Here is a 25,974-nt window from a genome sequence, read left to right on the forward strand (position 1 = left end):
CACGGCTCGTTGAGGCAATGCAATGGTTCATTGTCGCCAGGGAGCTGCGGCTGCTGCACGTGACGACGAGCCCCGAGTTGCGGCTGGCGGCCCTCGAGCATATCGCCGCCGCCGAGCACCACGGGGACAACCACGCTCCCTTCTTCGTGCTGGAGACCCCCACCTCGGAGGGAGACGATGGATGGGACGGGCGCGCGGAGGAACTCCATGCGGACTACGAGGAGCTGCGTACACTGCTGACCGATGCCAACGAGGGCATCTCCCTGCCGCAGGCTTGGGCTCCTCCCCGCGCGCAGATCCCATTGGTCCGCTTCGGCCTCGAAGTAGGCGAGGCACTGCGGCGCCTCACCGCTCCTTTCGACGGACTGGTGCTGGTGCTGGCTCCCATCGAGGTGCGGCAGCCCAAGCGCTGGGTCGCGGACCTCCAAGCGCTGCTCACCCGTCCTGAGCTGAAGAAGGCGCGCTTCATCGTGGTGGAGGCGGATGGAGCGCACTGCGCGCGGGTGGCCGAGGCCCTCGGCAAGCAAGCGGAGCGCGTGGACGCGAGCGTCGAGGAGAAGGCAGCGCGCGAGGACATGGCACGCGTGCTCGCCTCCATGGCCTCGGCCCCCGTCGGAGCCACCGGCGCCCGGCTGTCGGGAGCCGCGGGCCCGCGAGTGGCTCCACCTCCGCGCCCGGGCGCAGCCCGGCTCATGCCCACCGCCCAGCGTGAGGAGCTGGCCCGGCAGCTGAACGTGGCCCCGGCACTCCTCGACCTTGAGTTCCAGCAGACCCTGCGCCGCAAAGTGTTCTCCGCGGCCCAGGCCCTGCGTGAGGGCAATCCGGTCCTGGCCGTACAGGAACAGCGCGAGGCGCGCGACCTGTGCCTCGCGGCGGGACTGGGCCGGGAGGCCGTCTCCTTGGATCTGGTGCTGGGAGGTTACGTCCTCCAGGCGGGTCGGCATGCCCAGGCGCTGGAGATCTTCCGGGAGGTCCGCCAGCGCGCCGAGGCGCACCAGCTTCGGGATATGGCCGTCCAGGCGCAGCTGGCTCAGGCCTCCACGCTCCTTGTGCTCCAACGCATCGAGGACGCCACCCTCGCATACGCCGAGGCTGGACAGCTGGGCATGGCGGCGTCCTCTCCCATGCTGGGCATTGAGGGCTACCGCATGTGTGGTCAGCTGTTGGCCGCGGCGGGCAAGCCGTTGGAGGCGGCCACCGTGTGGAAGCGGGCGCTGGACGTCGCAAGCAAGGCCTCGCCCGACGAGCGGCGTACCACCTCCGCGCCCGAAGCTGCGCGTCAGTTGGCCGCGCTCTGTCGCCAACACGGCCTCAAGACGCAGGCCGAGTCGCTGGAGGCGCAAGCCTCCTCCCTGGAAACCCCAGTTGTCGCCCGAGCACAGGAGGCCTGACATCCCATGTTGCAAAGCTCCTACTTCGACCCTGTGCTGGGCCTCGACATCCACATCGTGCTGATGCCTACCCCCGCGGGGCCGGTGCCTACCCCCATTCCCCAGCCCTTCGTGGGATTGGTGTTCGACCCGGTGGGTCTGGCGATGGGCGCCGCCATGGGCATGGCGCTGGGAAGCGGTCCTGGCCTGGTTCTGGTGAACAATCTGCCCGTCACCAACGCGGGTACAGCCGTCACCAACCTGCTGACGCTGCCCCATCTGCCGGTGCCTGGCGTGGCCTTCGCGAAGGGGAAGCCTGGCAACGACGCGGAACTCTTCTTCGGCAGCCTGAATGTCAGCCTCGGGGGAAGCCTGGGCGTCCGCCTCGGCGACATCGCCCTGAGTTGCAGCGACCCGGTGCGTCTGCCCACCAGCCTGGTCCTGGCCATTCCCAAGGGACCACCGGTCCTCAACAACCCGGCCATGGTGCCGGACATGGAGGGCATCGCCCAGCGATTGCTGATGGCCGCTGGCATGAAGGCCCTCAAGGCGGCGGCTCGTGGCGGAGCCCGGCTCTTCCGTACGTTGAGAGCCGCCCAACGCAAGAGCCGTGGCTGGTCAAAGGTCAGCGGCGCTTTGCGCAACGTGGTGGACCGCATCGCCCCTCAGCGCTACCGCGACAGGTTGAAGCGCGTGGTGTGCTTCGTCACCGGCCACCCGGTGGACGTGGCCACCGGGCGCGTTTTCACTGACCATATCGATTTCGAGCTACCCGGCCCTCTTCCCCTCGTCTTCGAGCGCGTCTACTCCTCCTCCCTTTCCTGGCGCAACGGTTCCTTGGGATACGGATGGAGTCACTCGCTCGACCAGTCAGTCTGGGTCGAACGTGGCAAGGTCATCTACCTCGCGGAGGATGGGCGCGAGGTGGAGTTCCACACCGACGCCCTCCCCGGATACTTCCTCCCAGCGGGCCAGTCCCTCTTTGATGCCACCAACAGACTGACGCTTCGCGCACTCGGCTCTTCGCATTGGGAGATCGAGATGGCGGATGGTCGGGTGCTCTCGTTCACTCCGGTACCCAGTAGCCTCTCTCACCGCGCCAAGCTCACCCGCATCCGTAGCCGCGACGGCCATCACGATATCCGGCTGGCTTACGACGAACGGGGCCTGCTGGACATGGTGCGCGATTCTGCTGATCGGTTGATCGGCTTCGTCCATGATACCAAGGGTCGTCTGACCGAGGTGAAGCTGCCTCTCTCTCGGGAGAGTGGCTGGTACCGGTACATGCGCTACGTCTACGACGAGCATGGCGATCTGATGCAGGTAGTCGATGCGCTGGGCCGTTCGTGGGCCTTCGAGTACCAGAACCACTTGATGGTGCAGGAGAAGGACAGGAATGGCTTGTCCTTCTACTTTCAGTACGACAGCATCGGTCCTTCCGCCCGATGCGTTCGCACGTGGGGAGATGGTGGGATTTTCGATCACCTCATCACCTACGACACGCGCAACCGGAAGACGTTGGTGGAGGACAGCCTGGGCTGCACCACTCTCTATGAGTTGGATGAGCTGGGCATGGTGGTGAAGGTAACGGACGCGAACGGAGCGTCCACTGAGTACGCCTACGATGCCACTTCTGGCCAACTGGCAGAAGAAAAGGACTCTCTCGGTCACACGCGTGCCACGACGTATGATTCACGAGGAAACGCTCTCACACTCAAGGGTCCAGATGGAGTAACCGTCTATCTGGAGTATGAGGCTCGCGGCTTGCTGGTTCGCGCGATGGATGCCCTCGGGGGCGTCTGGACGTGGGCCTATGACGCCGAAGGGCACCTCGTGGAAAGGAGGATGCCTACGGGCGAGAAGAAATCGTGGGGGTGGAAGCAAGGCTTGCTGGCGTGGGTAGAAGACTCAGGCGGGCGGCGGACGACCTTTGAGTATGATCGTCAAAAAAACATGAGCTTCACGCGCGCCTCCAATGGTGCCGTCACCGAGTACGAACACGATGGGCTCGGTCGACCGGTTCGCGTCAGGGATTCTCGGGGCGGGACGTTGCGCTGCCGCTACGACGCGCTCGGACGACTACTACGCCTGGAGTCTCCTTCTGGTGTATTGCAGGAGTCGGCCTACGACGCGGAAGGTAACCTGCTTGAGGCACGAGATGCGACGCGGCACGTGAAACTCCGCTACGGCCACTTCCATAAAATGATTGCACGTGAAGAAGCGGGTACCTCGGTCCGTTTCACCTATGACACCGAGGGCCGGCTGACAGGCGTCATCAACGAAGTGGATGAGGCATATACCTTCACGCTTGACGCATGTGGGCGGGTCGTCGAGGAGATGGGATTCGACGGGGGGGTGCAGCGGTACGAGAGGGATTCCTCGGGGCGGGTGACAAAGAAGTACATGCCGAGTGGCCGAACGACAGCGCTGACTTATGATGCTGCGGGCCGTGTGGTGAAAGCCGCTCACTCGGACGGTACATGCGTGGAACTCGAATACCAGGCAAATGGTGCCCTGGTGCGAGCGAAGAACGAAAGTGCCGTGGTCATGTTCGAGCGTGACGCATTGGGACGTATTGTGCGCGAAATCCAGGGGGACTTCTCTGTCTCTTCCCGTTTCGGGATCGACGGAGAACGCGCCCTGCTGGAAACCTCACTTGGAGGGTGCATGGCAGTTCTGCGTGACGCGCTTGGGCATGTGTCTGCGTTGCACGTGGGAGAGGAGTCACTTCATTGGGTTCAGCCCACGGTGCGCTTCGAGCGGGACACAATGGGCATGGAGACGGCACGGGTGTTACCGGGCGGCGTGCGTATCGATTGGCAGCGCGACATGGCCGGTCGTCCCACCCACCGCCGGACCGTACGCCGCGGGGGAAATGACACAGATCATCCTCTGGATACGCGGTCCTATCAGTGGCGTGGCGAAGACCAGATAGCCGCCATCCTGGATTCCGTGCGTGGATCCACATTCTACCAGCATGACCAGCGAGGACGACTCATTGCTCAGGAGACGACAGGAGGAGTTCTCCACCGTGCCATGGATTACGTAGGCAACATCCATCGCTCCGCGGCGTTTGATGACCGGCGCTATGGGCGAGGAGGTCGGTTGTTGGAGATGGATGGCACGCTGTACACCCATGACGAGGATGGCTACTGGAAGGAGAAGGTGGAAGAGGATGGTTCTCGCTGGGGCTACTTGTGGAACGGCGCAGGACTCCTGTCCAGGGTGATACGGCCGGATGGATCACACATCCGCTTTGAATATGATGCGTTCGCTCGATGCACCCGACGTGCCCTCGTCCGTTCTCGTGATGATGGAACCGACGTCATGGAGGAGGACACGCGTTTCGTTTGGGATGGCCAATTCCTGGTGCATGAAGTGCCCGCTCACACCGCTCCTATTACTTGGTATTGGGAGCCAGGAGGCTTCTCGCCAATCGCCAGAGAGCAAGCACAACAGCTTTGGACCATTGCTTCCGACCATCTGGGAGTTCCTACCGAGATGTACAGCGAGCGTGGGGATCTCGTCTGGAGGATGCAATTGAATGTATATGGTCAGCCGAGCTTCGAGCGAGGAACGGCAAGGGATTGTCCCTGGAGGTGGCCGGGTCAGTATGAAGATGAAGGTGCTCGCCTTACCTACAACCGTCATCGATTCTTCGATTCGCAATCGGGGATGTACTGCTCGCCTGATCCCATCCGGCTTGCTGGAGGCACCGAGTTCTACGCATATTGTCCAGATCCTCTGCTCGAAATCGATCCACTAGGCTTGGTCCGAATTCACACGGAAGGGCCAGTCGCGGTCAATGCTTACCCGGGTCCGCTCGCTGGTGGAGTCGAGCACAGCCCGCTACACGCCCATCTCAACGAGGGTAAGTTCGAGACGCGTGTCTTGATGGAGGACTACTACAAGAAGGGGAAGTTGGTCGGCTCGGCGGGAGACGTCTACCCCGGTGATCCAGACATGACGAAGAACATGAAGAAGGTTGTCAAGAAGAACCTGGATGAACTGAAGATGAAGACACGCAGTGTATTTGAAACTGGGAAGTGTTGAAGGGGAGCGATATGATCGTCAACTCGAGCACCTCTCCTCATGCCCTTGAGGTCCTTTTCGATCAGACGGGAATGCTGGACGCCGAGATTGCTCCTCAAATCTCCTCGGCTGAACTCGCTACTCTTGTCAGGGCGCACAAGGGATACCGGCACTGGAATCCACTCCTCCAATTGATTGCCATCCATCCTTCCGCAGATGGCGCACTGCTGTCTCTCATTGTCCGAGCCAGCAACGATCCCGGCGTGCTCAACGCAGTGGCGACTTCTGGGCGTACATCAAAGAAGCTACTGGAGCAGCTCTCCAGGTCCACTTATCGAAGTGTGCGAGAGCATGCGAAGATGGGGCTCCTATACAAGGAACTCGAAATGGCTACGGCGGAGCGATTTCGTGAGATTCTCAATGAAAACCGTGGAGATGACGAACGTGCCGTGTCGGTACGTGGACTCCTCGCGATGCACCAACGTACTCCCAGAGATGTCCTTCACCTGTTGGCTCAAGATGAGTTCGATTTTGTCAGGCGAGCAGTGTCAATGCGATCAAAGAGGCCCTCAAAAAATCAATGAAGCGTCACGGCGTTCGCGGTGGGGGGGCGGGTCCCGCGGATGAGGAGCGAGATATCCCATTCTGGATTTGATTTCACAATAGAAATGATGAGGTGGGAAATTCATTGCCAGGCAAACGCCTGGGAGCGGGTGGAGCACTTCTTTTTAAAGGTCGTGGTCATCGCCGGTGGGAGTCGAGGGGTTGGAAAGGCAATTGCCAGCCGGATCAGCCCCGGGCCTTTCAAGCGGATGTTTCCGAGCCGGCTCACTCCCGGCGGCTCATGGACGAGGTGGCTGCCTCCTTCGGCCGGCTGGATATCCTGGTTGGCAACCGGGCATCGAGCACTCGCTTCCGGTGGAACCGCCACCGACATGGCTCGCGATAACGCGAAGCATTACGCCCGCGATGGAGGGTCTGTCTCTCGAGGTGAGCATCCAGATCATGTGCTCCCTGGGTCGACTGGCCCGGCCCGAGGAACTCGCCGGATCGGTGGTGTTCCTCGCCTCCGACGATGCGTCGTACGTTACGGGCAGCATCCTCGCCATCAACGACGGCTGGCTCTGGCGCGTCTCTCGTTCCTCGGGAATGGAGGTTGCGAAGAGCGCTTGACCTTGACACCAGTGTCAGGTGCTACGGTCCTTTCCCATCGAGGCAGGAATGAACATCGGAGAGCTTTCCAGACTGTCGGGTGCGAGCGCGCGCTCGATCCGCCACTACGAGAAGGCGGGGCTGCTCGTCTCGAGCCGCCGGAGCAATGGCTACCGGGAGTTCGGTCCCGACGCCGTGCTCCGGGTCCAGCACATCGCCCGCATGATCCGTCTGGGTTTCTCCCTCGAGGAAATAGCCACCTTCTCCCCGTGCATGTTCCGGAGCGAGTCGACCGCCATCTGCCCGGACGCCCTCGCCGCGCACCAGGAGAAGCTCGCCGACATCGAGCGTCAGATCGCCGAGCTGGAGTCCCGCCGCGCCCGGCTCATCGAAACGCTCTCACACGCGGCCCCCGCCAGCATCCCCTGGCGAAGGGTCGTCTCCGCCAAACGAGGATGACATGAACCGCAGAGACCTCCTGAAGAGTACCGTGCTTACCACCGCCACCCTGTCCCTCGCTGGTTCCGGCTCCCAGGCCCACGCGGCCCCCCGGGCGGAGAGCAAGACCTTCCTCCTCGTGCACGGCGCCTGGCACAACTCCCTGCACTGGGGCCGCGTCGCGCAGCACCTCTCCGGTCTCGGCCACCGTGTGGTGTCGATCGATCTGCCGGGCCACGGCCTCAACGCCCGCTTCCCCTCCTCGTATCTCTCGGGGGATTGGGCGAAGTTCGCCGAGGAGCCCTCTCCGCAACGGGACCTCCGCCTCGAGGAGTGCGCCTCGGCGGTGGTCGACGCGCTCAAGACACTGCGAGGAGCGAGCCGGCCAATCCTCGTCGGGCACAGCATGGGCGGGGCCGTGATTACCCGGGCGGGTGAGCTCGCCCCCGAGCTGGTGGGCCGGTTGGTCTATCTGAGTGCCTATTGCCCCGTGCGGCTGAAGAAGCCGAGCGCCTATGGGGATCTGCCCGAGGCGAAGACCGGCTATGGAGACAAGCTCTTCGTGGGGAACCCGGCGGCCCTGGGGGCGGTCCGCATCAATCCGCGCGGGGATGCCGCGTACCTCGAGGCGCTGCGCGCGGCCTATTACAACGACGTGGACGTCCAGGAGTTCCTGCCCTTCGCGCTCACCCTCACACCAGACCTCCCGGCCTCCCTGTGGACGTCCGAGGTCATCGCGACGCGCGAGCGCTGGGGCCGCATCCCGCGCAGCTACATCCGTTGCACGAAGGATCGCGCCATGGCGCCCGCCCTGCAGGAGCTGATGATCCGCGAGGCGGATTCCTTCACTCCCTCGAACCCCTTCGAGCAGAAGACCCTGGAGTCGAGCCACTCGCCCTTCGCGTCGCAGCCGGCACGGCTCGCCGAGCTCCTGGCGGGCCTCAAGGCGGGGTGAACCCGAAGCGACTACCAGGGGGGCATGAGCAGGAAGGTCGCGTCCTCCTCGAACGCGGTACTGTACTCCGCGTCGAGGTAGAGCCCATACGTGTGCCCGTCGTAGTCGTCGATGTTGATGTACGAGTCCGGGGCGTTGCAGCTCTCGAAGCTCAGCTCGTGCGGATCCGCCAGTCCGGGGCGCGGGCAGAACGTCGCGTCCTCGCTGAAGCCCAGGGTGTTGTTGTCCGGATCCAGGACGATGTCCGAGCCGAGGTGCCGCAGGTAGTACCCGCGGTAGTTGCTGGCCTCGAACGAGATACACCGGTCGTCCGCCAGGCCCGGGACGATGCGGAACGTGGCGTCGTCCATGTCCTGGTCCGAGTAGATGCGCGAGGCCTCCCCGCTGCCGTTGTAGTGCCGGATGAAGAAGTCCGGGGCGATGTATGACTCGAGGGAGGCGTAGTCGCCCCGCCAGTCGTTCAGGGAGATGACTCCCGAGCTGCCCGAACCCAGGAGCGCGGGGCATCCCGGATACGAGGGAGCGGGAGGAGGCGGGGGGTCCACGTGGCCGTGTCCACCACCGCCGCTCTCGACGACGCACCCGGACAAGGTCATCGTCACCGCCATCGCCAGGAAGAAGGTGAACCGCTTGGACGCCATGCGAGCCATGTTGTGTATTCCTTCAAGGGGGGAAAACGTTGAGGGACCGACGTCCACGCAACGCGGAATATTCAGGGCAGGCCGCCAGGCGGCCCTCGCCGACGGGCAGCGTCCTGGCGCCATGATGGGATAGAAGCGATGCGGTGAGCCCGACCCCTTCCTCCGACGCACCCCGAGTCCGCCAACGCCTGCTGTCCATCTTCGGCGGCTCGGTCGGCAACCTCATCGAGTGGTACGACTTCTACATCTACTCGGCCTTCTCGCTGTACTTCGCCCCGTCGTTCTTCCCCGGCGACAACCCGCTCGTGCGGCAGCTCAACGCGGCGGGCATCTTCGCGCTCGGCTTCCTCATCCGTCCCATCGGCGGCTGGTTGATGGGGCTCTACGCGGACTCGCGCGGGCGGCGCGCCGCGCTGACACTGTCCGTGTCCCTGATGTGTCTGGGCTCGCTCGTCATCGCCCTGTGCCCCACCTATGAGCAGGTGGGCATCCTGGCGCCGATCGTGCTCGTCCTGGCCCGGCTGCTCCAGGGGTTGTCGCTCGGAGGCGAGTACGGCACCAGCGCCACCTATCTCAGCGAGGTGGCCACCTCGCGCCACCGCGGCTTCTACAGCTCCTTCCAATACGTCACGCTCATCATGGGCCAGTTGCTCGCGACGCTGACGTTGCTGGTGCTCCAGCGTCTGGTGCTCACCGGGCCCGAACTGGAGGCCTGGGGCTGGCGCATCCCCTTCCTGTGTGGCGCGGCGCTCGCCATCTTCGGCTTCTACATGCGCCGCAACATGGTGGAGACGGAGGCCTTCCAGGCGGAGGCGTCCAGGCGCACGGCGCACCGGCCCATGCTCGAGCTCGTCCGCCATCCCCGGGAGATCGCCCTCGTCATCGGGCTCACCCTGGGCGGCACGCTCGCCTTCTATACGTACACCGTCTACATGCCCAAGTTCCTGGTGAGCTCCGTGGGCCTGTCGCGCGACGACGCCACGCTCATCTCCGCCGGCTCGCTCTTCCTCTACATGCTCCTGCAGCCAGCCTTCGGCTTCCTGTCCGACAAGGTGGGCCGTCGGCCGGTGCTCATGGGCTTTGGTCTGCTGGGCACGCTGTGCACCGTGCCCCTGTTCACGGCGCTCACGAGCACGCGCGATGCCTTCACCGCCTTCCTCCTGGTGATGACGGCGCTCGTCATCGTCTCGGGCTACACCTCCATCAACGCCGTGGTGAAGGCGGAGCTGTTCCCCGCGAGCATCCGCGCCCTGGGCGTGGGCCTGCCCTATGCCCTGACGGTGTCCGTGTTCGGCGGAACGGCCGAGTACGTGGGCACCTGGTTCAAGCTCCAGGGCCACGAGTCCTGGTTCTACTGGTACGTGACCGGCGGCATCTTCTGCTCGCTCCTGGTCTACCTGCTCATGCGTGACACGGCGCGTCACCACCGCTTCGATACCTCGGAGTCCTGATCCCAGCTCCCATGGGCGCGGGCGCCGGAGCGTTGTCGGGGAGTGGGGTTGGAAGTATCACACTGATTTTCGAGGGGAAGCCTCCGATGTAGCGGGTCTGTCTGTCTTCACACAGTCGAGGCGAGGACCCGGTGCCGTTCCGGGCGAAGACTCCTCATATCGGAGGCATGCTTTCCCCCGGTCTTCAGTACGAAGAGAAGCGCCTCGAGGCGCTCGATCGCCACGCCATCCTGGATACGCCCCCCGAGCGCGAGTACGACGATGTCGTCCAGCTCGCGGCGAGCCTGTGTGGTGTGCCCATGGCGCTGGTGAGCCTGGTGGACCGGGAGCGGCAGTGGTTCAAGGCGAACGTGGGGCTGCCCGGGGTGTCGGAGACGGAGCGCTGTGTCTCCTTCTGCACCTTCGCCATCGAGCGTGAGGAGTTCTTCGTCGTCGAGGACGCCCGCGAGGACGCGCGCTTCGCCACCAACCCGCTCGTGACGGGGGCGCCCTTCCTGCGCTTCTACGCCGGGGCTCCCCTCCAGTCCGAGGACGGGTTCCTCCTGGGCACTCTGTGTGTCCTGGACTCCGTGCCCCGGAAGCTGACCGAGACGCAGCGGAGGGATCTGCTCGCGCTCAAGCGACAGGTGGAGCTGCTCTTGCGCCTGCGCCTGAAGGTGAAGCAGACCGAGGCGCGCAACCAGCAGCTCCTCGAGTCCTCGGGGGATGCGGTGTTGCTGCTCGACGAGGGGGGAGACGTGTTGGAGCTCAACCCGGTGGCGGCGCGGCTGCTGGGCGGCGAGGCGGGCCGGTTCCTGGGCGTGCCCTTCGAGACGGTCGTCGCGCCGGACGAGCGCGAGACGGTGCTCCGGGCGTTCCGGGAGGTGCGTGCGCACGGCTCGGCGCGCGTGGAGAACCTGGGGCTGCGCGTGCATCGCGGGGAGCGCGTGGTGATGGACGTGGTCGTGTCACTCCAGGAGGTGGGCGCGGCGCGGAGGCTGCTGCTCGTGGGGCATGATCTCACCGAGCGGCGGCGCCTGGAGCGGCAGAGCCTGCAGAATGATCGGCTCGCGTCCATGGGGGCCCTGGCCGCGGGCATCGCCCACGAAATCAACAACCCCCTGGCCTTCGTGCTCTCCAATCTGAACTTCCTGCACAGCTGGCGCGAGGATCTGGAGCGGCGGCTGGCGGAGCTGCCCGGCGTTCCGGAGCAGTTGCAGTCGGTGCTCGGCGAGGCCGGAGAGGTGCTGGCCGAGTCCATCGAGGGTTGTCAGCGCATCCGGAACATCGTGCGCGACATGCGCTTCTTCTCCCATTCCTCCGACGAGGCGCTCGCGCCCGTGGACGTCAACGCGAGCCTCGACTTCGCGCTGCGCATGGCCTCGCCCGAGCTCAAGATCACGGCCCGGCTGGAGAAGAGCCTCGACGAGGAGCTGCCGCCGGTGCTCGCCAGCGGAGGACGGTTGAGCCAGGTGTTCCTCAACCTGATCATCAACGCGATCCACGCGATGCAGCCCGGCGGTCCGCGGCAACACACGCTGTGCGTGCGCACCGTGCGCGAGGGCGAGCGTGTGCGCGTCGATATCTCGGACACCGGACACGGCATCGCGCCGGAGGTGCTGCCGCGCATCTTCGATCCGTTCTTCACCACCAGGCCGGCGGGCTCGGGCACGGGGCTGGGGCTGTCCGTGAGCCACGCGCTCGTGGAGAAGATGGGCGGCGAGCTGCGGGTGCACAGCGAGCTGGGCCGGGGCACCACCTTCTCCCTGCTGCTTCCCCATCACGCGCGCCTCGCCGAGCCTCGTCCGGCCCTGGCCTCGTGAGGGCTCACCCCGCGCCGGGCTTCGTCGAGGACGTGGGCTCGAGCTCACCGCGCAGGATGGCCAGCACCTTCGCCCGGGTGTCGTCGTAGGAGGGCTCGCCCTGGAAGAGGCCATACGTCTCGTGGGTGTCGTCCGGGGCGTAGGCGTCCAGGTGGAACAGGCGCGGGAGCGAGGGGTCCTGCTCGTGGGCGAAGGCGTTGGTGAAGGCGTAGGAGCCCAGGGAGATGACGCGCACGGGCTGCTTGCCTCCTGGTGCGTACACCTGGAACTCGTAGCGCTTCGCCCAGTCCCCCTTCAGCTCGAAGTCCTCCACCACCACCACGGTGTGCTCCCCCTCGCGCCAGCGCTCCCGGATGAAGTAGTCCTGATCCACGAGCCCCTCCTGGCGCAGCTCGAGCAGGGCCTCGCGCTCGGCGTCCCGTCGCGCCGTGTTCCCGAGCGCCTGGTGCACCTGCACCAGCGACTCCCGCGTCCTCCAGTTCCGGGGCTCCAGCGTGGCGGCCTTCTGGAAGCACGCCAGGGCGGCGGTGGACTCGCCCCGTTGCTGGAGGAGCTGTCCGGCCTGGGTATGGGCCAGGACGAAGTCCGGCTCGAGCTCACGCGCCCGCTCGAGGGCGGTGAGCGCCTCGTCGGGCTTGCCCTCGTCGAGTGACAGCAGGGCGAGCAGGAAATGGCCCTGGGCGTCGTGTGGCTCCACTTCGAGCGCCCGGGAGAGGGCGGCGCGCGCCTCGGTGGGCTGCTCCAACTGCAAGTGGAGCGTGCCGAGCAGTTGCCAGTAGCGGCCCTGGTGGGGATCGAGCCGCGTGGCGCTCCGGGCCTCGGCGAGGGCGGCGGCGGGCTGGCGGGCCCCACCCAGGAGGAAGGCCTGGAGGTAGTGGGCCTCGGCTTGATCCGGCGCGAGCGCGAGCACCCGCTCGGTCTCCACGCGGGCCCTGTCGGGCTGGCGCAGGGCGAGGGCGGTGCGCGCGAGCACCGCGTGCAGCCCCACGTCCCGCGGATGTTTCCCGAGCCGCTCTCCGACTTCCCGCGCGAGCGACTCCAGCTCCTCGCGCGAGGCGTCCTGGTGGGCTCCACGCTGGAGGGCCTGGGCCTTTCTCAGGCGCGCCTCGTAGCCCTCCCGGTCCTGCTCGGAGACGGGGCGAGCGGCGCGGCTCGCGGCACAGCCGGCCCCCATGAGCAGCAGGGCGAGCAGGGCGCCCGGAAGTCGGAGTCGTCGCATCCGCGGAGCATGGGCGCGGCGGGTGCGTGCCGCAACCCGCGGGCTCACGCCAGGGCCATCTCGAAGCCCGTTCGTCCCCCGGGCGGGGGGGGCCGCCCCGCGAGGCTCGCCGGGGTCACCGCGTAGAGGTGGAAGTCCAGGCGCCGCTGGAAGAAGCCCCGCAGGGCCGGTTGGAGCGGATCCTCCTCCCCCATGTAGAGGGAGAAGAAGTGGTAGCCCCGGTCCTGGTGGTCCGCGTACACGCGCTCCACGAGGGCGCGCAGGATGGCGGGATCCTCCCCGGTGATGCTGGTGTCGCACAGATAGAAGTAGCGGAAGTCCTGGCCGGGCGCGGGCAGGCGGGGCGAGCGCAGCACGGTGGCCATCGCGTCGTAGCCCCACTTCACCCAGCGCATCGAGCCCCGGTACGCCAGCACCCGGTAGCGCTTCACCTCGTGGGGATCCCACACCGAGGTGCAGCCGACCAGCGCCCCGTGCTCGTCGAAGGCCAGATAGCACCCATCCACGCCGAGCCCCGGCCAGTGCGCCAGGCGGTGCTGCAACTCGCCCTGGTCGTAGCGGTAGCCGAAGGGGCGCGCGCGGTGATCCGCGTCCAGCAGCGCCGCCATGGCCGGCACGTCCTCGGGTCGGGCGCGGCGCACGTGGAAGCGGCCCGGGCGCGGCGTGCGGCGATGGGTGAAGTGCACGGACACCGCGGAGAAGCGGCGCAAGAGCGTGTACTCCGGCTGGGCCACGCGGCGCGCCTGGCGTCTCACCAGCGCCTGGAGCGCCGCGGCATTGGTGGCCATCACCGAGGTGAGGAAGGTCTCCACGCCCAGCCGCTGGGCCACCTCCTCCAGCAGGGGCCCGTAGAAGCGCGCCACGCTCCGGTGGCGTCGCGCGGAGAAGCGCGTGCGCAGATCTCCCAGGTAGCCCACGCGGCACGCACGGCCGTCGAGCCAGCCCTCGCGCACGAAGAAGGTCCCCATGGCGGAGAGCCCCTCCGTCGCCTCGTGCACCCACACCTCCGCCGTCCCCCGCTGGATGTCATAGAGGCGGAAGAAGTCCGGGGCGCGCTGGGTGGACAGCACCAGCTCGCCCTGCATGGGCACCGCACCGAACAGGTCGAGCAGCCGCTCGTTGTCCGCTGGCGTGGCGAGTCGAGGTGACACCGGGGCCGCGCTCCCCGGGCCGCGCGTCACGTGTGCTCCTCTTCCCGCGAGGCGGGGGCCTCCCTGTGCTCGGAGCGGAGGCCCGCGCGCCGGTAGTCGCTCCGGTGCGCGGCCTTGCGCGGCAGGTGCAGGGTGAAGGTCGTCCCTTCTTCCAGGCCGGACGTCACGTGGATGGTGCCGCCATGGGCGTGCACGATCTCCTGCGCGATGTAGAGCCCCAGCCCCAGCCCGGACAACGGATCGCTCGTCTCCTGTGACCCGGCCCGGCGGAAGGGATCGAACAGGTGGGGCACGAACTCGGCCGGAATGGGCTGACCCTGGTTGCGCACGCGCATCACCACCAGCTCATCCATTCCCGTCAACGTCACCTGGACGGGCTGTCCCTGGGCGCCATGTTTCACCGCGTTGGTCACCAGGTTCTGCACCACCTGGATGAGGCGGCCCCGGTCCCATTCGCCCTGGCCGTCGCCGTGGGTGCTCATCTCGATGGGGCTCTGGGGCGCCGTGAGCTGCAGCTCCTCGATGACCTCGGCGGTGATGGCGAAGAGATCATCCGGCCGGCGCTCCACCGGGATGCCACCGCCCAGCCGGCCCCGGGTGAAGTCCAACAGGTCGGCGATCATCCGCGTCATGCGCTCGGCGCCCAGGTTGATGCGCGTGGTGGCGCTCTTCACCTTGGGCTCGTTCACCTGGCGCGAGAGCAATTGCGAATGGAGGATGATGGCCTGCAGGGGGCTGCGCAGATCGTGGCTGACGATGCCCAGCAGCCGCTCGCGGAACTCGTTGGAACGCCGCTGCTCCTCCTCCATGCGCCGGCGCTCGGTGGCGTCGCGCAGCACCACGGCGAAGCCGCGCAGCGCGCCGCCCTCCTTGTGCAGGGCACTCACGGTGATGTCGGCCCAGAACCGGTCTCCTCCCCGGCGCGAACGCCAGCCCTCGCCCGTGTAGACGCCGTGGTGCTCGGCCGCTTCCATCTCCTTGTCGGCCACCGCGTGGCGCAGCTCCGCGGGAACGAGCAGCTCGCGGTAGGGCTGGCCCAGCACCTCGCGCTCCGAGTAGCCGGTGATGGCCTGGGCGCCCGCGTTCCAGGAGACGATCCTCCGCTCGGCGTCCAGCATGAAGATGGCGTGCCCGTACACCCCCTCGATGACCAGGTGCAGCGTCTCCTTGGACTCGATGAGCGCCTGGCGCTGGCGGGTGCGCTCCAGGGCGAAGCGCAGGGCGCGCGGCAGCACCGCGTAGGACTCGGGCGTCTTGGGCAGGTACTCCTCCAGCCCCTCCTGCACCGCCTGCAGCGCCTGCCACTCCTCGGCCGTGCCGGTGAGCATGATGACGGGGATGCCCGGCCACGTGCGCTGCACGTCGTGCAGCAGATCCAACCCGGTGGTCCAGGGCAGCAGGTAGTCGACGAGCACGGCATCGAACCGCTCGTGGCCGAGCACCTGGTACCACTGGGTCTCCTCGCCCACCTCCTCCAGGGTGATGCCGGGAAACGCCCGCTTGAGGATGCGCACGGCCATGAGCCGATCCGCGGGGTTGTCGTCCACGACGAGAACCCTCAGCCGCTCGAGGGGCTCGAGAAGCTCACGCGCCATGCGCGACGCCTCCGCTGTCTTCTCCTCCTGTCGAGCAGGGCAACTCCACGGTGAAGCTGGAACCGCTTCCCGGAGTGCTCTCCACGTGGATGTGTCCCCCCAGGGCCTCGGTGACCTGCTGGGTGATGAAGAGGCCCAGGCCCAGGCCTCCATAGTGCCGCTCCGACACACCCCGCTCGAACCGGCCGAAGAGGCGCGTGCGCACGGACTCGTCCATCCCAATGCCTTCATCGCGCACGGTCAATCGCGCCCACCCCTCGCTCTCCTCCACGCGCACTCTCACCGTGCCGCCCGCGCCGAACTTGAGCGCGTTGGACAACAGGTTGGTCACGATCTGCTCGAGTCTCAAGACATCCCATTGACCCAGCACCCGGGCGGGAGCCTCCAGCTCCAGCGGGCAGTTGGCGCGCGCGGCCTGGTGCTCGAAGCTGGAGACCACGTCGCGCACGATGGCCGCGAGGTTGACGTCCTGCTCACGCCGCAGCGTGAGCCGCCCGCTGGTGATGCGCGTGGCGTCCAGCAGGCTGTCCATGAGCGCCGTCACCCGCCGCACTTGCGCGCCCGCCGCCTCCACGTGCCCGCGCAGGCGTTGCACGTCCACCTCCGGCTTGCCCAGCTCCTGCCGCATGAGCTGCAGGCGCAGGGCGAGCGGCGTGAGGGGCGTCTTCAGCTCGTGGCTGGCCACGGAGAGGAATTCGTCGCGCAGGCGCACCGCCTCTCGCAACTCCACCACCAGGCGCTCGCGCTCCAGTTCGGCGCTCCGCCGCTGGTCCTCCAGGACCTCGCGCTCGCGCTCGCGCAGCGCCGCCTCCCTCCGCCGCAGCGCCTCGCGCTCCCGGTAGAGCTCCACGAAGACGCGCACCTTGGCGCGCAGCCGCTCGGGATCCACCGGCTTGTTCAGCCAGTCCACCCCTCCCGTCGCATACCCGGTCGCGATGATGTCCTCCTCGGTGTTCGCCCCGGTGAGGAAGATCAGCGGCAGGGGCCGCAGCGCCAGCAACTGGCGCATGCGCCGCGCCGTTTCCACCCCATTCAGGCCCGGCAACCGCACGTCCATGAGCACGAGCGCGAACTCCTCGTCCCGCACCTGATCGAGCGCTTCTTCGCCGGAGGACACCTTCACCAGGTGGAGGGAGAAGGGGGCCAGGTAGCGCTCCAGGGCAACCAGGTCGGCAGGTTGGTCATCAACCAGCAAGACGCTGGTGCGCGGGACTTCCCTTGCTTGCACGGCGCCTCCAAGAACTCCGGTATGCCGCCGTAACAGATACGGCCCGCTCCCGCGAGGAGTGATGTCGCCCCGGGCGGGAGCCCACGTCCAGGGGACAACATGCCAGACTGCCCCCTTTCATTCCTGACGGCCAGGGTTTCGCTGGTTGGCTCCCATATCTTCAGCCTCGTGGGGGGGTCCGGGCCGGGGCGGATTCTCCGAGGGAGAAGTTAAGGACGGCGAGCCTTGCCGCCGAGCTGGCTTTTTTTTGTATAAGGGCGCGCGGACGGGTGGCGCTTGCTGCCCTGGAGAGAAAGGCAGGACACATGCGGAAGTTTCTGGTGGTGGCGGCTCTGTTCGCCGTGGCGGGTTGTCAGCCGCAGGGTTCCAACAATGCCGGGGGGGCCAGTGGTGCCGGCGCCAACCCGCAGACGGACGATCAGAAGACCTTCTATGCCTTGGGCGTCACCCTGGCGCGGCAGATCCAGGTGTTCGACATGTCGCCCGAGGAGCTGGAGTACGTCAAGGCGGGCCTGACGGCGCAGGTGACGGGCAAGGAGCCGGTGGTGGACATCCAGGCCTTCGGACCGAAGCTGCCGGAGCTGGCGCGCACCCGCTCCACGGCGCGGGCGGAGAAGGAGAAGGAGAAGTCCAAGACCTTCCTGGAGGAGGCGGCCAAGGAGTCCGGCGCCGAGCGCACCGAGTCGGGTCTCATCTACAAGAGCCTCACCGAGGGCACGGGCGCGCAGCCGACGGCCACCGACATCGTGAAGGTGAACTACCGGGGCACGCTGCCGGACGGCAAGGAGTTCGACAGCTCCTACAAGCGCAATGAGCCGGCCCAGTTCCCGCTCAACGGCGTCATCAAGTGCTGGACCGAGGGCGTGCAGAAGATGAAGGTGGGCGGCAAGTCCAAGCTCGTGTGCCCGTCGGATCTGGCCTACGGCGACCGCGGCACGCCGGGCATCCCCGGTGGCTCGGCGCTCGTGTTCGAGGTGGAGCTCCTGGAGGTGCAGAAGAACGAGCCGCCCCCCGCGCCGCCCGCTCCTCCGGCGGGTCAGCCGGCGGCTCCCGCGCCGCAGGGTCAGCCGGCCAAGAAGTAGTCCGGCTCACGGCTCCTCCCGAGCCGCCCTCACGGGCCCTCGTTCCTCCCCGGTATGAAGGGGAGGCGGGGGCCCGTCGTTCTAGTACGGCTTCTGTCCCATGACGTTGCCCGGGGGCGAGTAGTCACACACCCAGAGCTGCCACTTGGGGAACTGCGCGCCGAAGGGAGAGTTCTTCGTGCAGATGACCGTCGCGCACCCCACCTGCGTGCTCTGGCGCCACACCACCTGGGTGTAGTGGCCGCACACCTTGCCCGGCGTGCACTTGTTGGTCGAATGGCTGTAGTCGGCGGACTCGCCCACCCAGTCGGCCACGATCTGGGCGTTCGTCTTCGAGCCCGGAGGCGCCGCCGCCGCGAGGTTCTCTCCATAGGGGCCGCGGTGGGCGTTGTGCTCGAACTTGCATTGCTTCGCGTACGCCTGCGCCACCCGGGCGGCGTCCTCCGACCAGGTCAGGGCGGGCAGCGCGGGCTGGGGCGTGGGCTTCGCCGCCCGGCGGGCCTCGTTGTGCGCGGCGAGGATCTCGGTGGCCAGCGGGGTGTTGGCGGTCCTCGCGGGGGCCTTGGGCGCGGCCTCGCTCTCGCCGCCACACCCGAGGGGGGCCCAGGCCAGGCAGCCCAGGGACAAGGCGAGCAGGGGGGATCGGAACAGGGGCATGTCGGACTCCAGGGGCTCCTCGCACTTCAGGTGGAGGGGCGATTCATGGCAAGGGTGCACTCCGAGGATGGGAACACCCTAGCGCCTCGCTCCTGCCCCGAGTCGACCTTGGACACTTCGAACGGACACTTCGAACGACCCCCTCGCTGGTCTCCGTTCGGCCGTGAGAGCCTTGGGAGCCCCGTGTCGTCACCTTCACTGAGCGCGTGGCTGTTCCTGGAAGTATGACGGACGCCGAGTGCCGGGAGTTGCTGCGGTGGGCCTCGCCGCGCCTGGGGTTGCGCGAGGAGGGCTTCCGCCGGGTGCGCGCCCAGGTGTGCAAGCGCGTGGGCCGGAGGATGAAGGCGTTGGGGCTGTCCGGCCTGGACGCCTATGTCGCGCGGCTGGAGGCGGAGCCGGCCGAGCGGGCCGTGTTGGATGCGTTGTGCCGCGTCACCATCTCCCGCTTCTACCGGGACTCGGCCCTCTTCGACGCGCTGCTCGAGCCGCTGCTGCCCCAGGTGCTGGTGTCCGCTCGTGCCCGGGGCGAATCCCGCCTGCGGGTGTGGAGCGCGGGGTGCGCCAGCGGCGAGGAGCCCTACAGCGTGTCCGTCCTCTTCCGGCGGGGGCTCGCGCCGCGCTTCCCGGACTTCCGCCTGGAGCTGGTGGCCACGGACGCGGATGCCTCGCTCCTGGAGCGCGCCCGGCGGGGTTGCTACCGGCGCTCCACGCTGCGCGAGCTGCCCGCCGCGTGGCGGCACGAGGCCTTCACCCCGCTCGGGGACGAGGACTGTCTGCGGCCCGAGTACCGCGAGGGCCTCGACTTCCGCCGGGAGGATCTGCGCGAGCACATGCCCGAGGGCCCCTTCCACCTGGTGCTCTGCCGCAACGTGGCCTTCACCTACTTCGCGCCCCCCGTGCAGCGGCAGGTGCTGGCGCGGCTCCTCACGCGGCTTTCCCCCGGTGGACTGCTCGTGATTGGCGCCCACGAGTCCCTCCCCGAGCCGGTGCCGGGACTCACGCGGGCCGCCGGGCCGGACCTGCCCCTCTTCCGTTGGGAGAAGCCATGAGGGAGTGACGCAACTGGACTTGCATGAAACCCGACAATTCTCGTACTTCTGGGCCCACTCTCGTTTTCTAGGAAAACGAGCGGGAGGGGTACGAGCGCATGCGCAACTTCTTGGGTGTAGTCGTCGCGATGATGTTGAGTGGTTGTGGTGGGCAGATGGGGGAGGGGGTGACTTCGGAGCAGCAGGCCGGTGCGGCGGAAGGGCTGTCGCTGACGCGGGGGGCGGAGAGCGCCTCGGGTCGTTTCTCGCACGGGGGGGTGGAGGTCCTCTTCTCCTCGAGGCAGGTGGAGCCGGGCGTCTTCCGGCTCGAGGTGCGGCACAGCGGCATGACGCTCACGGGCCTGGTGGACACGGCCAACGGTGTGTCGTCGCTGGATGGCTTCGCGGAGGACAGTGGCCAGGACACGCAGATGCTGGACGGGGACCGGGAGCTGCTCACGGCCCTGTACGCGGCGCTCAACGCGGAGCTGCCGGCGGGCACCGCTCTCTCTCCCGAGCTGAAGTACCTGCGGCGCGCGGTGGGCCTGTGGGCCGAGCACCCAGGGTCGGTGCAGTTGCAGCGCACGGTGATGGGTGAGCAGGGCCGGGGCTACACGATGCTGTGCAGCTATGCGAAGTGCAACAGCAGCTACACGGGCAGCTGCTCCACCTACAACTGGTACTCGTACGCGAAGCACGACTGCCAGCATGGCGGCTTCGATCTGGCGAAGAACCAGCAGATCGCCCAGCTCGGCGACCACGGGACGTGCAGCGGGGACGAGCTGTACCTGAACAGCAGTGGCAGCTGGGTGTGCGGCGAGCCCGACCACTTGAGCCGTCCGAAGGTGCGGGGCAACTGCTTCGGCCGCTGCGGCGGTGGCTGTGGCGGAGACACCCAGTACACGGTGGATGCCACCAACCATGACGGCTGCGTGCGCAACGGCCACGCGCTGGCCAGTGCCTACTGCGACGACCAGTTCACCTCCGCGAGCGATGACGAGCTGTTCGCTTCGGACTGCTACTGACGATGCGGCGACCAGGCCTGGCGTTGCTCGTGGGGGCGCTGGTGGGCTGCGCCCCCTCGACGGCGAGCAAGACCGAGGCCGCGCGCGAGACCGTGCGGCGCTTCTTCACCGAGCTGCCCTCGGGGGACTGCGCGGTGCTCGGCCCGATGCTCGCCGGGGAGGGCGGCTCCTCCTGCGAGGAGAAGGTGGCGGACTTGAGCGCGCACGGCTTCTCCCTGGTGGAGGTGCTGGACGCGAAGGTGGATGGGCGCGACGCGGACGCGGTGATGGTGCGTGCGCGCGTGGCTCGGGATGGACGGGTTCGCGAGCAGCCGATGCTGCTGCGCGTGGAGCGTCACCCCGAGGGTTGGAAGTTGCGTCTGTAGACAGAAGGGTCGTGTGATGAATCCCCGCTTCCGTGTCGTTGTTCCGCTCGTCGCGTGTCTGGTGTTGGGAGGCACGCTGCTGTGGGCGCTCCGGGACGTCTCTTCCGCTCCGTCCCCGGAGGCTGTCGCCGCCGCGCCGTCCTCTTCCGCTTCCTCTCCCTCCGTGCCCGGGCCGCCCATGTCCGGGTCGTCCGGGTCGCCTCCCGAGGGGGTCGGCTCGGCGGTGGGTCCGGCCCCCATCGCGAGTCAGGAGCTCGCGGCGGGGGAGGCGTCGCTGCCGGAATCGGAGGATGCGAATCTCCCGCCGCAGGAGAATGACCCCATCGAGCCGGAGCAACCCCAGACGGCGGCGTGGCGCCACGAGAAGCTGGTGCGCATCACGGAGCTGCTGGATCGGGACGTGGAGCGGCTGGAGGCGGAGCGCCAGGCCGCGAGCGCGCGAGGGGATGAGGGGGAGTCGCGGCGGCTGGCGGTGCAGCTCACTCGTCACCGGGCGAGGTTGGGCTCGCTGCGCGAGGAGACGGCGGTGATGGCGGACGCGGCCCGTCAGGAGGAGCAGACGCGGTGAGGGGGGGCAGGCTCCGGTGGCTCGGCGTATGGGGGGCGCTGTGGGGGGCGAGCCTCGGAGCCTGCGCGCCTGTTTCTTCTGCTGTGGACGGGCCTCCGGCCTCTCGGGGGGACGCGGTGGTGGGAGGCACGGAGGCACCCGGGGATGGGGCGGTGGTGGCGCTGGTGGCCCGGCGGGTGCGCTGCGCGGGGGAGTCCCTGACGCTGCTGTGCTCGGGGGCACTCATCGCCCCGGACGTGGTGCTGACGGCGGCGCACTGCCTGGATGTCTTTGGCCCGGAAGGGGCCTACGAAGTCTTCTTCGGAGCGCGGTTGCTGCCGGAGACGCACACCCAGGGGCGCTTCGTCCGGGTGGCGCGCGCGGTGCGGCACCCGGACTATGAGCGGGAGACCCACGCCCATGACGTGGCCCTGCTGCGTCTGGCGGTCGCGGTGGAGGTGCCCCCCCTGCGGCTTCCCGGCCCGGGCGAGGACGTGCCGTCGCCGGGCGGGGCCGCGCGCGTGGTGGGCTTCGGCGACACGCGGGATGGGGACGCGCCTCCGGGCGTGCGGCGCCAGGGGGGACTGCGCGTGACGGAGGTGCGGCCGGACGTCTTCCTCGCCGGGCCGGATCCCGCGATGAGCTGCGTGGGCGACAGTGGTGGGCCCGTGCTGGTGCGGGACGCGGAGGGCGGCGAGGTGCTCGCGGGCGTCACCGTGAGCGGCGACTTCGCCTGCCAGAAGGAAGCCGTCAACCTGCGGGTGGATGCGGTGCGCGACTCCTTCCTCCAGCCCTTGCTCGACGAGCACCCGGAGCCGCCCGGCCCGAGGCTCGCCCTGGACGCCCTCTGCTCGGGAACGTGCACGCGTGACGCGGACTGCCCCGCGGGCCTCGCCTGCGCCGAGACGGCGGACGCCTCGCGCCGCTGCTTCCTGCCCGCGCTGCAACCGGGAGACTACGGCGGCCCGTGCGTCGAGGACGCCCAGTGCGGAGCCGGGGGCGTGTGCGCGCGCCTGGAGCCCGAGGGCGATGACTCGTGCCGCTGCTTCACCCCGTGCGCGGAGCCCGTCTCCGAGCCCTCTTCCGAGCCCCCTTCCGAGCCTTCCAAGGGGGAGGACATCCCCCGGGGCTGCACGGGCGCGCCGGGTCCGGGAGCGCTGGCGCTGGGAGCACTCGCCGCGTGGCTGTACCGCCGCCGGGCGCCGCTCCCGTGAGCGCGGCGGGCTACAGGGCGTTGCCGCGCTTCATCTTGCGCCGGGTGACGGTCCTCTGGGTGGGCCGGACCTCGGTGGTGGCGGGGCCGTGTCCCACCGGCTCCGTCATGGCGGGCCCCGGGGTCGCCTTGCGCATCAACTTCTGCCGGCGCAGGGCCGCGGCCTGATCTCGCGGAACGGTCTTCTTCCCATTCGTCGCCTGCCGGTTGCTCTGCGCCTCGTCGACGCTCGTCACCCGCCGTGGATTCTTCGTTCCTGCCATTCGCGTTCTGACGGCCATGGCTGCCTCCTTCCATGGAGGTAGGGACCGTCCGGCGGTTTTTCATCCTCCGCCTTCCCTCTTCCTCGTCGGACGCTCGCCCCTCAGCGGCTCATGGCCGCCGCGGCCGTGGGACAATCCGCCACCACGGCCCGGGCCTGGGCGTCTCCACCCGCCGCCTCGCGCACCGCGCGGGACACCGCGTCCTCGCACCGCGAGGGCGCGGGCGTCGCCCGTCCATGGCAGCACCGCCACCCATCCAGGGTCTTCAGGTAGCGAAGGGACTCGGTCCGGGTGGGCGTCACCATGAACCACACCGCGGCCAGGGCCAGCACCAGCCAGGCCCCCTTCCACGGCAGTCCCCCGCGCCAGGGCGGCATGGACTTCGTCTCGAGCGCGAGAGTCCGATCGAAGACGCGGCGCTGGAGGATGGGGGAGACGAGCAGCTCCACCAGCGCCAGGGGCGCCCGGGCCGCTCCACGCGAGACCCCGGGCGCATGGTCGCCGCGCACCAGCCGCAGGCCCACCAGGGCCTGTCCCAGCGTCCACCCGCTCAACCCCCCCACGAGACACACCACGCACCACACGCCCGCCGTGACGGCGATGAGCCGTCCGGGAGTCCGGGTCACGTCCAATGTGCGGAGCAGCCCCCACCCCAGCAGCAGTGAGAGGGCGAGATCCAGCAGATCTCCCAGCCACTGCCGCCCCAGGTGGAGGGTGTCGGCGGTCTCGACGTCGGAGGAGAACAGCGAGTCGCTCATTCTCCCCCAACATAGACCGCTCGCGGCCCGCGTCCCGATTTGTTGCGTCGGGAGGGCGTTGTCTACCCGCCACTGCGGCGGATGTGCATCTCGCTGGGTGGCTTCTTGCGCCCGTTCACCGACGTCGCCAGCCGGGGGGTCTTCGGGTGGTGGGGCTCGGCGGCGGGCCCCAGCGTCACCCGCTCCAGCAGCCGCTCCCGGCGCAAGAGGGGGATCTCATCATGGAAGGGGATGGCTCTGCCTTTGCTCGCCTGCGGACTGGGCTGAGCGGCATGCACGCCCACCTGCCGCCGGTTCTTGATTCCCACGATATCCGTTCGAACTGCCATGTGCGCTCCCTTGGACTGAGCATGGACTTCAGGACAAGGTGGGGCGCGAGGCACGGCGGTGTCACCCCGGGGAGGAGCACCGGGGGGCCTGAACGGCCGCTCGCGGGGGGTGGTCCCGTCAGGACTTGCGGCGCTTGCGCTTGCCGAGCGCGTCGGGCGGGAAGAGCCAGCCGTCCTCCTGGGAGGGGACGGGCTTGGGCGCGTTGCGGGGCCGCTCGGGCTTCTCGTTGGCCGTCTCCACGAGCGTCGCCTTCACCTTGCGGTTGGCGGCGTGGGGCAGGGCCTTGAGGGGCGGCAGGTTCACCTTGCGGCAACTGCGGCACCACGACTGGGGGCGGCGCTCGCCCCGGATGACCCGGATGCCAAAGTCCTGCTCGGTGGGTCCCACGTGGCCACAGCGGGGGCAGCGCGAGAGCGCCGTCTTCCCCACTTCCTTTTCCTTCTCGCGGCCCAGTTGCACCACGAGCTTCAGGGCGGCCGCGAACCCCGGCTTCGGGGTGGCCTCCTGCTTCCGGGCCCGCTTCTTCCGTCCGCCCCCATTGAGGACAGGCATCAGATAATTCTCCCCGAGAAGGTTTCCCTGCCCCAGGATGCTCAACGCGCCGTTGGTCGAGTAGCTCACGGCGTCCTTCATACTAACCGAGTCTGACATGACTTGCTGATCGTCGAGGTGGCCTGCCCGCCACCCGAGCGGCCTGGTCACTCCCCAGGCCCTGGCGTGCCCCGGTCCCGCCCCCCTTCGCGGTGGGAATGAGCACCTTCTCCAGACACCCTTTCGCGAGGAGCGTCACGTGTCTGACACCCCACCGGGCAATCCCCTGAGCCGTGGTGACAAGCGTCCCCCCTCCCGTCCCGGGCCCTCTTCCGCCGCCTTCACCACGTCCCTGGTCCAGGAGGGACGTCTGGACCCGGGCCTGGCCGAGTGCGCGGCCGCCTCGGTCGTCACCGCCCTGTTGCGCAACCTCGAGCTGGACGAGGACCAGGAGCCGCGGGGCCACCTGATGCGCAGGCTGGTGGAGTTCCTTCCCGCCCGGGACGCGGGCAAGGGCTCCCTGGAGCCCATCTCGGGCCAGGAGGCCCTGTTCACGAGCGTGGCGCGGGAGCTGCGTCTGGAGGTCTCCGCGGTGGAGCCCCTGGTGCGCACCGTCTTCCAGACCCTGCGCGGCTTCCTCTCCGAGGGGGAGTGCCAGGACGTGGAGCGCGGCCTGTCCTGGGACCTGCACTACCTGTGGCGGCGCACCCAGTAGGGCGAGCGCCCCGGGCGGGGGCTTCAGGGCGCCTGGAGGAACTTCTCCACGGCGCTCTCCAGCTTCTGCCGGGGCTGGGCACCGACGAGCTGTCCCACCACCCGGCCCTGCTTGAAGAGGAGCAGGGTGGGCACGGAGCGGATGCCATACGCCTGGGCCGTCTCCGGGTTCTCGTCGATGTCCAGCCGCGTCACCTTCATCCGCTCCTTGTTCGCGGTGGCGAGTGCCTCCAGCGCCGGGGTGAGGGCGCGGCACGGGGCGCACCAGTGGGCGGTGAAGTCCACCAGCACCGGCCCGTCCGCCCGCAGCACCTGCCCGCCGAACTCCGCGTCCCTCACGTCGATGATGTCTCCCGCCATGGTTCTCTCCCTCGTGGGTCGAAGCGCGGAAGGGCGCCGCTCGGGGGCCCCGCTTCCGCGGTGGTGT

General features: G+C 68.2%; 26 protein-coding genes. 15 read left to right on the forward strand and 11 right to left on the reverse strand.

The window, feature by feature from the left end:
* The first annotated feature begins 17 nt into the window (after window positions 1–17).
* The 6 genes from CYFUS_RS02340 (at window position 18) to CYFUS_RS02360 (ending at window position 7,947) form a co-directional block, all read left to right on the forward strand.
* Window positions 18–1,391: a hypothetical protein gene (locus CYFUS_RS02340; protein ID WP_095983734.1), complete on the forward strand. Its 1,374-nt coding sequence runs from the start codon at window positions 18–20 to the stop codon at window positions 1,389–1,391.
* Between the two features lie 6 nt (window positions 1,392–1,397).
* Window positions 1,398–5,423 carry a DUF6531 domain-containing protein gene (locus CYFUS_RS02345; protein ID WP_095983735.1) on the forward strand — a complete coding sequence of 1,342 codons (4,026 nt, stop codon included), beginning with the start codon at window positions 1,398–1,400 and terminating at the stop codon, window positions 5,421–5,423.
* Window positions 5,424–5,434: 11 nt separating this feature from the next.
* Window positions 5,435–5,986, forward strand: coding sequence for a hypothetical protein (locus tag CYFUS_RS50260; RefSeq protein ID WP_157758192.1), 552 nt, complete (start codon window positions 5,435–5,437; stop codon window positions 5,984–5,986).
* Between the two features lie 406 nt (window positions 5,987–6,392).
* Window positions 6,393–6,575, forward strand: coding sequence for an SDR family oxidoreductase (locus CYFUS_RS02350; RefSeq protein WP_269770201.1), 183 nt, complete (start codon window positions 6,393–6,395; stop codon window positions 6,573–6,575).
* Window positions 6,576–6,623: 48 nt separating this feature from the next.
* A complete protein-coding gene (locus CYFUS_RS02355) occupies window positions 6,624–7,013 on the forward strand; it encodes a MerR family transcriptional regulator (protein WP_095983737.1) in 390 nt (129 codons plus the stop codon).
* A 1-nt stretch (window position 7,014) separates the two neighbouring features.
* A complete protein-coding gene (locus CYFUS_RS02360; protein WP_095983738.1) occupies window positions 7,015–7,947 on the forward strand; it encodes an alpha/beta fold hydrolase in 933 nt (310 codons plus the stop codon).
* Window positions 7,948–7,958: 11 nt separating this feature from the next.
* Here CYFUS_RS02360 and CYFUS_RS02365 read toward each other — a convergent pair whose 3' ends face one another.
* Window positions 7,959–8,597, reverse strand: coding sequence for an AbfB domain-containing protein (locus CYFUS_RS02365; protein ID WP_157758193.1), 639 nt, complete (start codon window positions 8,595–8,597; stop codon window positions 7,959–7,961).
* A 134-nt stretch (window positions 8,598–8,731) separates the two neighbouring features.
* Here CYFUS_RS02365 and CYFUS_RS02370 point away from each other — a divergent pair, with 134 nt between their 5' ends.
* Together CYFUS_RS02370 and CYFUS_RS02375 are read left to right on the forward strand one after the other, a co-directional pair.
* Window positions 8,732–10,039 (forward strand): MFS transporter, encoded by a 1,308-nt coding sequence (locus CYFUS_RS02370; protein ID WP_095983740.1) that lies wholly within the window; start codon window positions 8,732–8,734, stop codon window positions 10,037–10,039.
* A 167-nt stretch (window positions 10,040–10,206) separates the two neighbouring features.
* Window positions 10,207–11,841 carry a sensor histidine kinase gene (locus tag CYFUS_RS02375; protein ID WP_095983741.1) on the forward strand — a complete coding sequence of 545 codons (1,635 nt, stop codon included), beginning with the start codon at window positions 10,207–10,209 and terminating at the stop codon, window positions 11,839–11,841.
* 4 nt (window positions 11,842–11,845) lie between these two features.
* On the opposite strand, the gene CYFUS_RS02380 is transcribed toward CYFUS_RS02375, so the two are convergent.
* From CYFUS_RS02380 to CYFUS_RS02395, 4 genes are read right to left on the reverse strand one after another with little or no spacing between them, the layout of a single operon-like run.
* The gene (locus CYFUS_RS02380) at window positions 11,846–13,060 is read right to left on the reverse strand and encodes a tetratricopeptide repeat protein (protein ID WP_095983742.1); all 1,215 of its coding nucleotides are present in this window, start codon (window positions 13,058–13,060) and stop codon (window positions 11,846–11,848) included.
* A gap of 44 nt (window positions 13,061–13,104) precedes the next feature.
* A complete protein-coding gene (locus CYFUS_RS02385) occupies window positions 13,105–14,211 on the reverse strand; it encodes a GNAT family N-acetyltransferase (RefSeq protein ID WP_232537308.1) in 1,107 nt (368 codons plus the stop codon).
* Window positions 14,212–14,237: 26 nt separating this feature from the next.
* On the reverse strand, window positions 14,238–15,806 hold the full coding sequence (locus tag CYFUS_RS02390; RefSeq protein WP_095983744.1) for a sensor histidine kinase: 1,569 nt from the start codon (window positions 15,804–15,806) through the stop codon (window positions 14,238–14,240).
* A complete protein-coding gene (locus CYFUS_RS02395; RefSeq protein ID WP_095983745.1) occupies window positions 15,796–17,034 on the reverse strand; it encodes a hybrid sensor histidine kinase/response regulator in 1,239 nt (412 codons plus the stop codon). The genes CYFUS_RS02390 and CYFUS_RS02395 overlap by 11 nt, the downstream gene beginning before the upstream one ends.
* Before the next feature lie 305 nt (window positions 17,035–17,339).
* Here CYFUS_RS02395 and CYFUS_RS02400 point away from each other — a divergent pair, with 305 nt between their 5' ends.
* Window positions 17,340–18,116 (forward strand): FKBP-type peptidyl-prolyl cis-trans isomerase, encoded by a 777-nt coding sequence (locus tag CYFUS_RS02400; protein WP_095983746.1) that lies wholly within the window; start codon window positions 17,340–17,342, stop codon window positions 18,114–18,116.
* Window positions 18,117–18,197: 81 nt separating this feature from the next.
* Here the strand turns inward: CYFUS_RS02400 and CYFUS_RS02405 are convergent, their stop codons facing one another.
* Window positions 18,198–18,773, reverse strand: a complete 576-nt coding sequence (locus tag CYFUS_RS02405) for a CAP domain-containing protein (protein WP_232537309.1) — start codon at window positions 18,771–18,773, stop codon at window positions 18,198–18,200.
* A 224-nt stretch (window positions 18,774–18,997) separates the two neighbouring features.
* On the opposite strand from CYFUS_RS02405, the gene CYFUS_RS02410 reads away from it, so the two are divergent.
* The 5 genes from CYFUS_RS02410 (at window position 18,998) to CYFUS_RS02430 (ending at window position 22,952) form a co-directional block, all read left to right on the forward strand.
* Window positions 18,998–19,822 carry a CheR family methyltransferase gene (locus tag CYFUS_RS02410; RefSeq protein ID WP_095983748.1) on the forward strand — a complete coding sequence of 275 codons (825 nt, stop codon included), beginning with the start codon at window positions 18,998–19,000 and terminating at the stop codon, window positions 19,820–19,822.
* A 98-nt stretch (window positions 19,823–19,920) separates the two neighbouring features.
* The gene (locus tag CYFUS_RS02415; RefSeq protein ID WP_095983749.1) at window positions 19,921–20,826 is read left to right on the forward strand and encodes a hypothetical protein; all 906 of its coding nucleotides are present in this window, start codon (window positions 19,921–19,923) and stop codon (window positions 20,824–20,826) included.
* Between the two features lie 2 nt (window positions 20,827–20,828).
* Window positions 20,829–21,191: a hypothetical protein gene (locus CYFUS_RS02420; RefSeq protein WP_095983750.1), complete on the forward strand. Its 363-nt coding sequence runs from the start codon at window positions 20,829–20,831 to the stop codon at window positions 21,189–21,191.
* A gap of 16 nt (window positions 21,192–21,207) precedes the next feature.
* Complete coding sequence (locus CYFUS_RS02425) at window positions 21,208–21,759, forward strand: hypothetical protein (protein ID WP_095983751.1); 552 nt, start codon at window positions 21,208–21,210, stop codon at window positions 21,757–21,759.
* 116 nt (window positions 21,760–21,875) lie between these two features.
* The gene (locus CYFUS_RS02430; protein ID WP_232537310.1) at window positions 21,876–22,952 is read left to right on the forward strand and encodes a S1 family peptidase; all 1,077 of its coding nucleotides are present in this window, start codon (window positions 21,876–21,878) and stop codon (window positions 22,950–22,952) included.
* A gap of 10 nt (window positions 22,953–22,962) precedes the next feature.
* Here CYFUS_RS02430 and CYFUS_RS02435 read toward each other — a convergent pair whose 3' ends face one another.
* The 4 genes from CYFUS_RS02435 to CYFUS_RS02450 form a co-directional block, all read right to left on the reverse strand.
* The gene (locus CYFUS_RS02435; protein ID WP_157758194.1) at window positions 22,963–23,232 is read right to left on the reverse strand and encodes a hypothetical protein; all 270 of its coding nucleotides are present in this window, start codon (window positions 23,230–23,232) and stop codon (window positions 22,963–22,965) included.
* 83 nt (window positions 23,233–23,315) lie between these two features.
* Window positions 23,316–23,972, reverse strand: coding sequence for a hypothetical protein (locus tag CYFUS_RS02440; protein ID WP_095983753.1), 657 nt, complete (start codon window positions 23,970–23,972; stop codon window positions 23,316–23,318).
* Between the two features lie 62 nt (window positions 23,973–24,034).
* Complete coding sequence (locus tag CYFUS_RS02445) at window positions 24,035–24,301, reverse strand: hypothetical protein (RefSeq protein WP_095983754.1); 267 nt, start codon at window positions 24,299–24,301, stop codon at window positions 24,035–24,037.
* 118 nt (window positions 24,302–24,419) lie between these two features.
* Window positions 24,420–24,923, reverse strand: a complete 504-nt coding sequence (locus CYFUS_RS02450) for a hypothetical protein (RefSeq protein ID WP_232537311.1) — start codon at window positions 24,921–24,923, stop codon at window positions 24,420–24,422.
* Between the two features lie 169 nt (window positions 24,924–25,092).
* Between CYFUS_RS02450 and CYFUS_RS02455 the strand changes: the two genes are divergently transcribed.
* On the forward strand, window positions 25,093–25,548 hold the full coding sequence (locus CYFUS_RS02455; protein ID WP_095983756.1) for a DUF2267 domain-containing protein: 456 nt from the start codon (window positions 25,093–25,095) through the stop codon (window positions 25,546–25,548).
* A gap of 23 nt (window positions 25,549–25,571) precedes the next feature.
* Here CYFUS_RS02455 and trxA read toward each other — a convergent pair whose 3' ends face one another.
* On the reverse strand, window positions 25,572–25,907 hold the full coding sequence (trxA, locus tag CYFUS_RS02460) for a thioredoxin (RefSeq protein WP_095983757.1): 336 nt from the start codon (window positions 25,905–25,907) through the stop codon (window positions 25,572–25,574).
* Between the last annotated feature and the right edge of the window lie 67 nt (window positions 25,908–25,974).

It is taken from the genome of Cystobacter fuscus (genome assembly GCF_002305875.1).
Classification (GTDB): Bacteria; Myxococcota; Myxococcia; order Myxococcales; family Myxococcaceae; genus Cystobacter; species Cystobacter fuscus_A.

Bases quoted from the DNA above. Each gene is read 5' to 3' on its own strand.
- CYFUS_RS02420 (WP_095983750.1), top strand. From the start codon at position 20,829: ATGCGGCGACCAGGCCTGGCGTTGCTCGTGGGGGCGCTGGTGGGCTGC.
- CYFUS_RS02390 (WP_095983744.1), bottom strand. From the start codon at position 15,806: ATGGCGCGTGAGCTTCTCGAGCCCCTCGAGCGGCTGAGGGTTCTCGTC.
- CYFUS_RS02435 (WP_157758194.1), bottom strand. From the start codon at position 23,232: ATGGCCGTCAGAACGCGAATGGCAGGAACGAAGAATCCACGGCGGGTG.
- CYFUS_RS02415 (WP_095983749.1), top strand. From the start codon at position 19,921: ATGCGCAACTTCTTGGGTGTAGTCGTCGCGATGATGTTGAGTGGTTGT.
- CYFUS_RS02360 (WP_095983738.1), top strand. From the start codon at position 7,015: ATGAACCGCAGAGACCTCCTGAAGAGTACCGTGCTTACCACCGCCACC.
- CYFUS_RS02405 (WP_232537309.1), bottom strand. From the start codon at position 18,773: ATGCCCCTGTTCCGATCCCCCCTGCTCGCCTTGTCCCTGGGCTGCCTG.
- CYFUS_RS02355 (WP_095983737.1), top strand. From the start codon at position 6,624: ATGAACATCGGAGAGCTTTCCAGACTGTCGGGTGCGAGCGCGCGCTCG.
- CYFUS_RS02345 (WP_095983735.1), top strand. From the start codon at position 1,398: ATGTTGCAAAGCTCCTACTTCGACCCTGTGCTGGGCCTCGACATCCAC.
- CYFUS_RS02410 (WP_095983748.1), top strand. From the start codon at position 18,998: ATGACGGACGCCGAGTGCCGGGAGTTGCTGCGGTGGGCCTCGCCGCGC.
- CYFUS_RS02440 (WP_095983753.1), bottom strand. From the start codon at position 23,972: ATGAGCGACTCGCTGTTCTCCTCCGACGTCGAGACCGCCGACACCCTC.
- CYFUS_RS02400 (WP_095983746.1), top strand. From the start codon at position 17,340: ATGCGGAAGTTTCTGGTGGTGGCGGCTCTGTTCGCCGTGGCGGGTTGT.
- CYFUS_RS02375 (WP_095983741.1), top strand. From the start codon at position 10,207: ATGCTTTCCCCCGGTCTTCAGTACGAAGAGAAGCGCCTCGAGGCGCTC.
- CYFUS_RS02365 (WP_157758193.1), bottom strand. From the start codon at position 8,597: ATGGCTCGCATGGCGTCCAAGCGGTTCACCTTCTTCCTGGCGATGGCG.
- CYFUS_RS02340 (WP_095983734.1), top strand. From the start codon at position 18: ATGCAATGGTTCATTGTCGCCAGGGAGCTGCGGCTGCTGCACGTGACG.
- CYFUS_RS02380 (WP_095983742.1), bottom strand. From the start codon at position 13,060: ATGCGACGACTCCGACTTCCGGGCGCCCTGCTCGCCCTGCTGCTCATG.
- trxA (WP_095983757.1), bottom strand. From the start codon at position 25,907: ATGGCGGGAGACATCATCGACGTGAGGGACGCGGAGTTCGGCGGGCAG.
- CYFUS_RS02425 (WP_095983751.1), top strand. From the start codon at position 21,208: ATGAATCCCCGCTTCCGTGTCGTTGTTCCGCTCGTCGCGTGTCTGGTG.
- CYFUS_RS02445 (WP_095983754.1), bottom strand. From the start codon at position 24,301: ATGGCAGTTCGAACGGATATCGTGGGAATCAAGAACCGGCGGCAGGTG.
- CYFUS_RS50260 (WP_157758192.1), top strand. From the start codon at position 5,435: ATGATCGTCAACTCGAGCACCTCTCCTCATGCCCTTGAGGTCCTTTTC.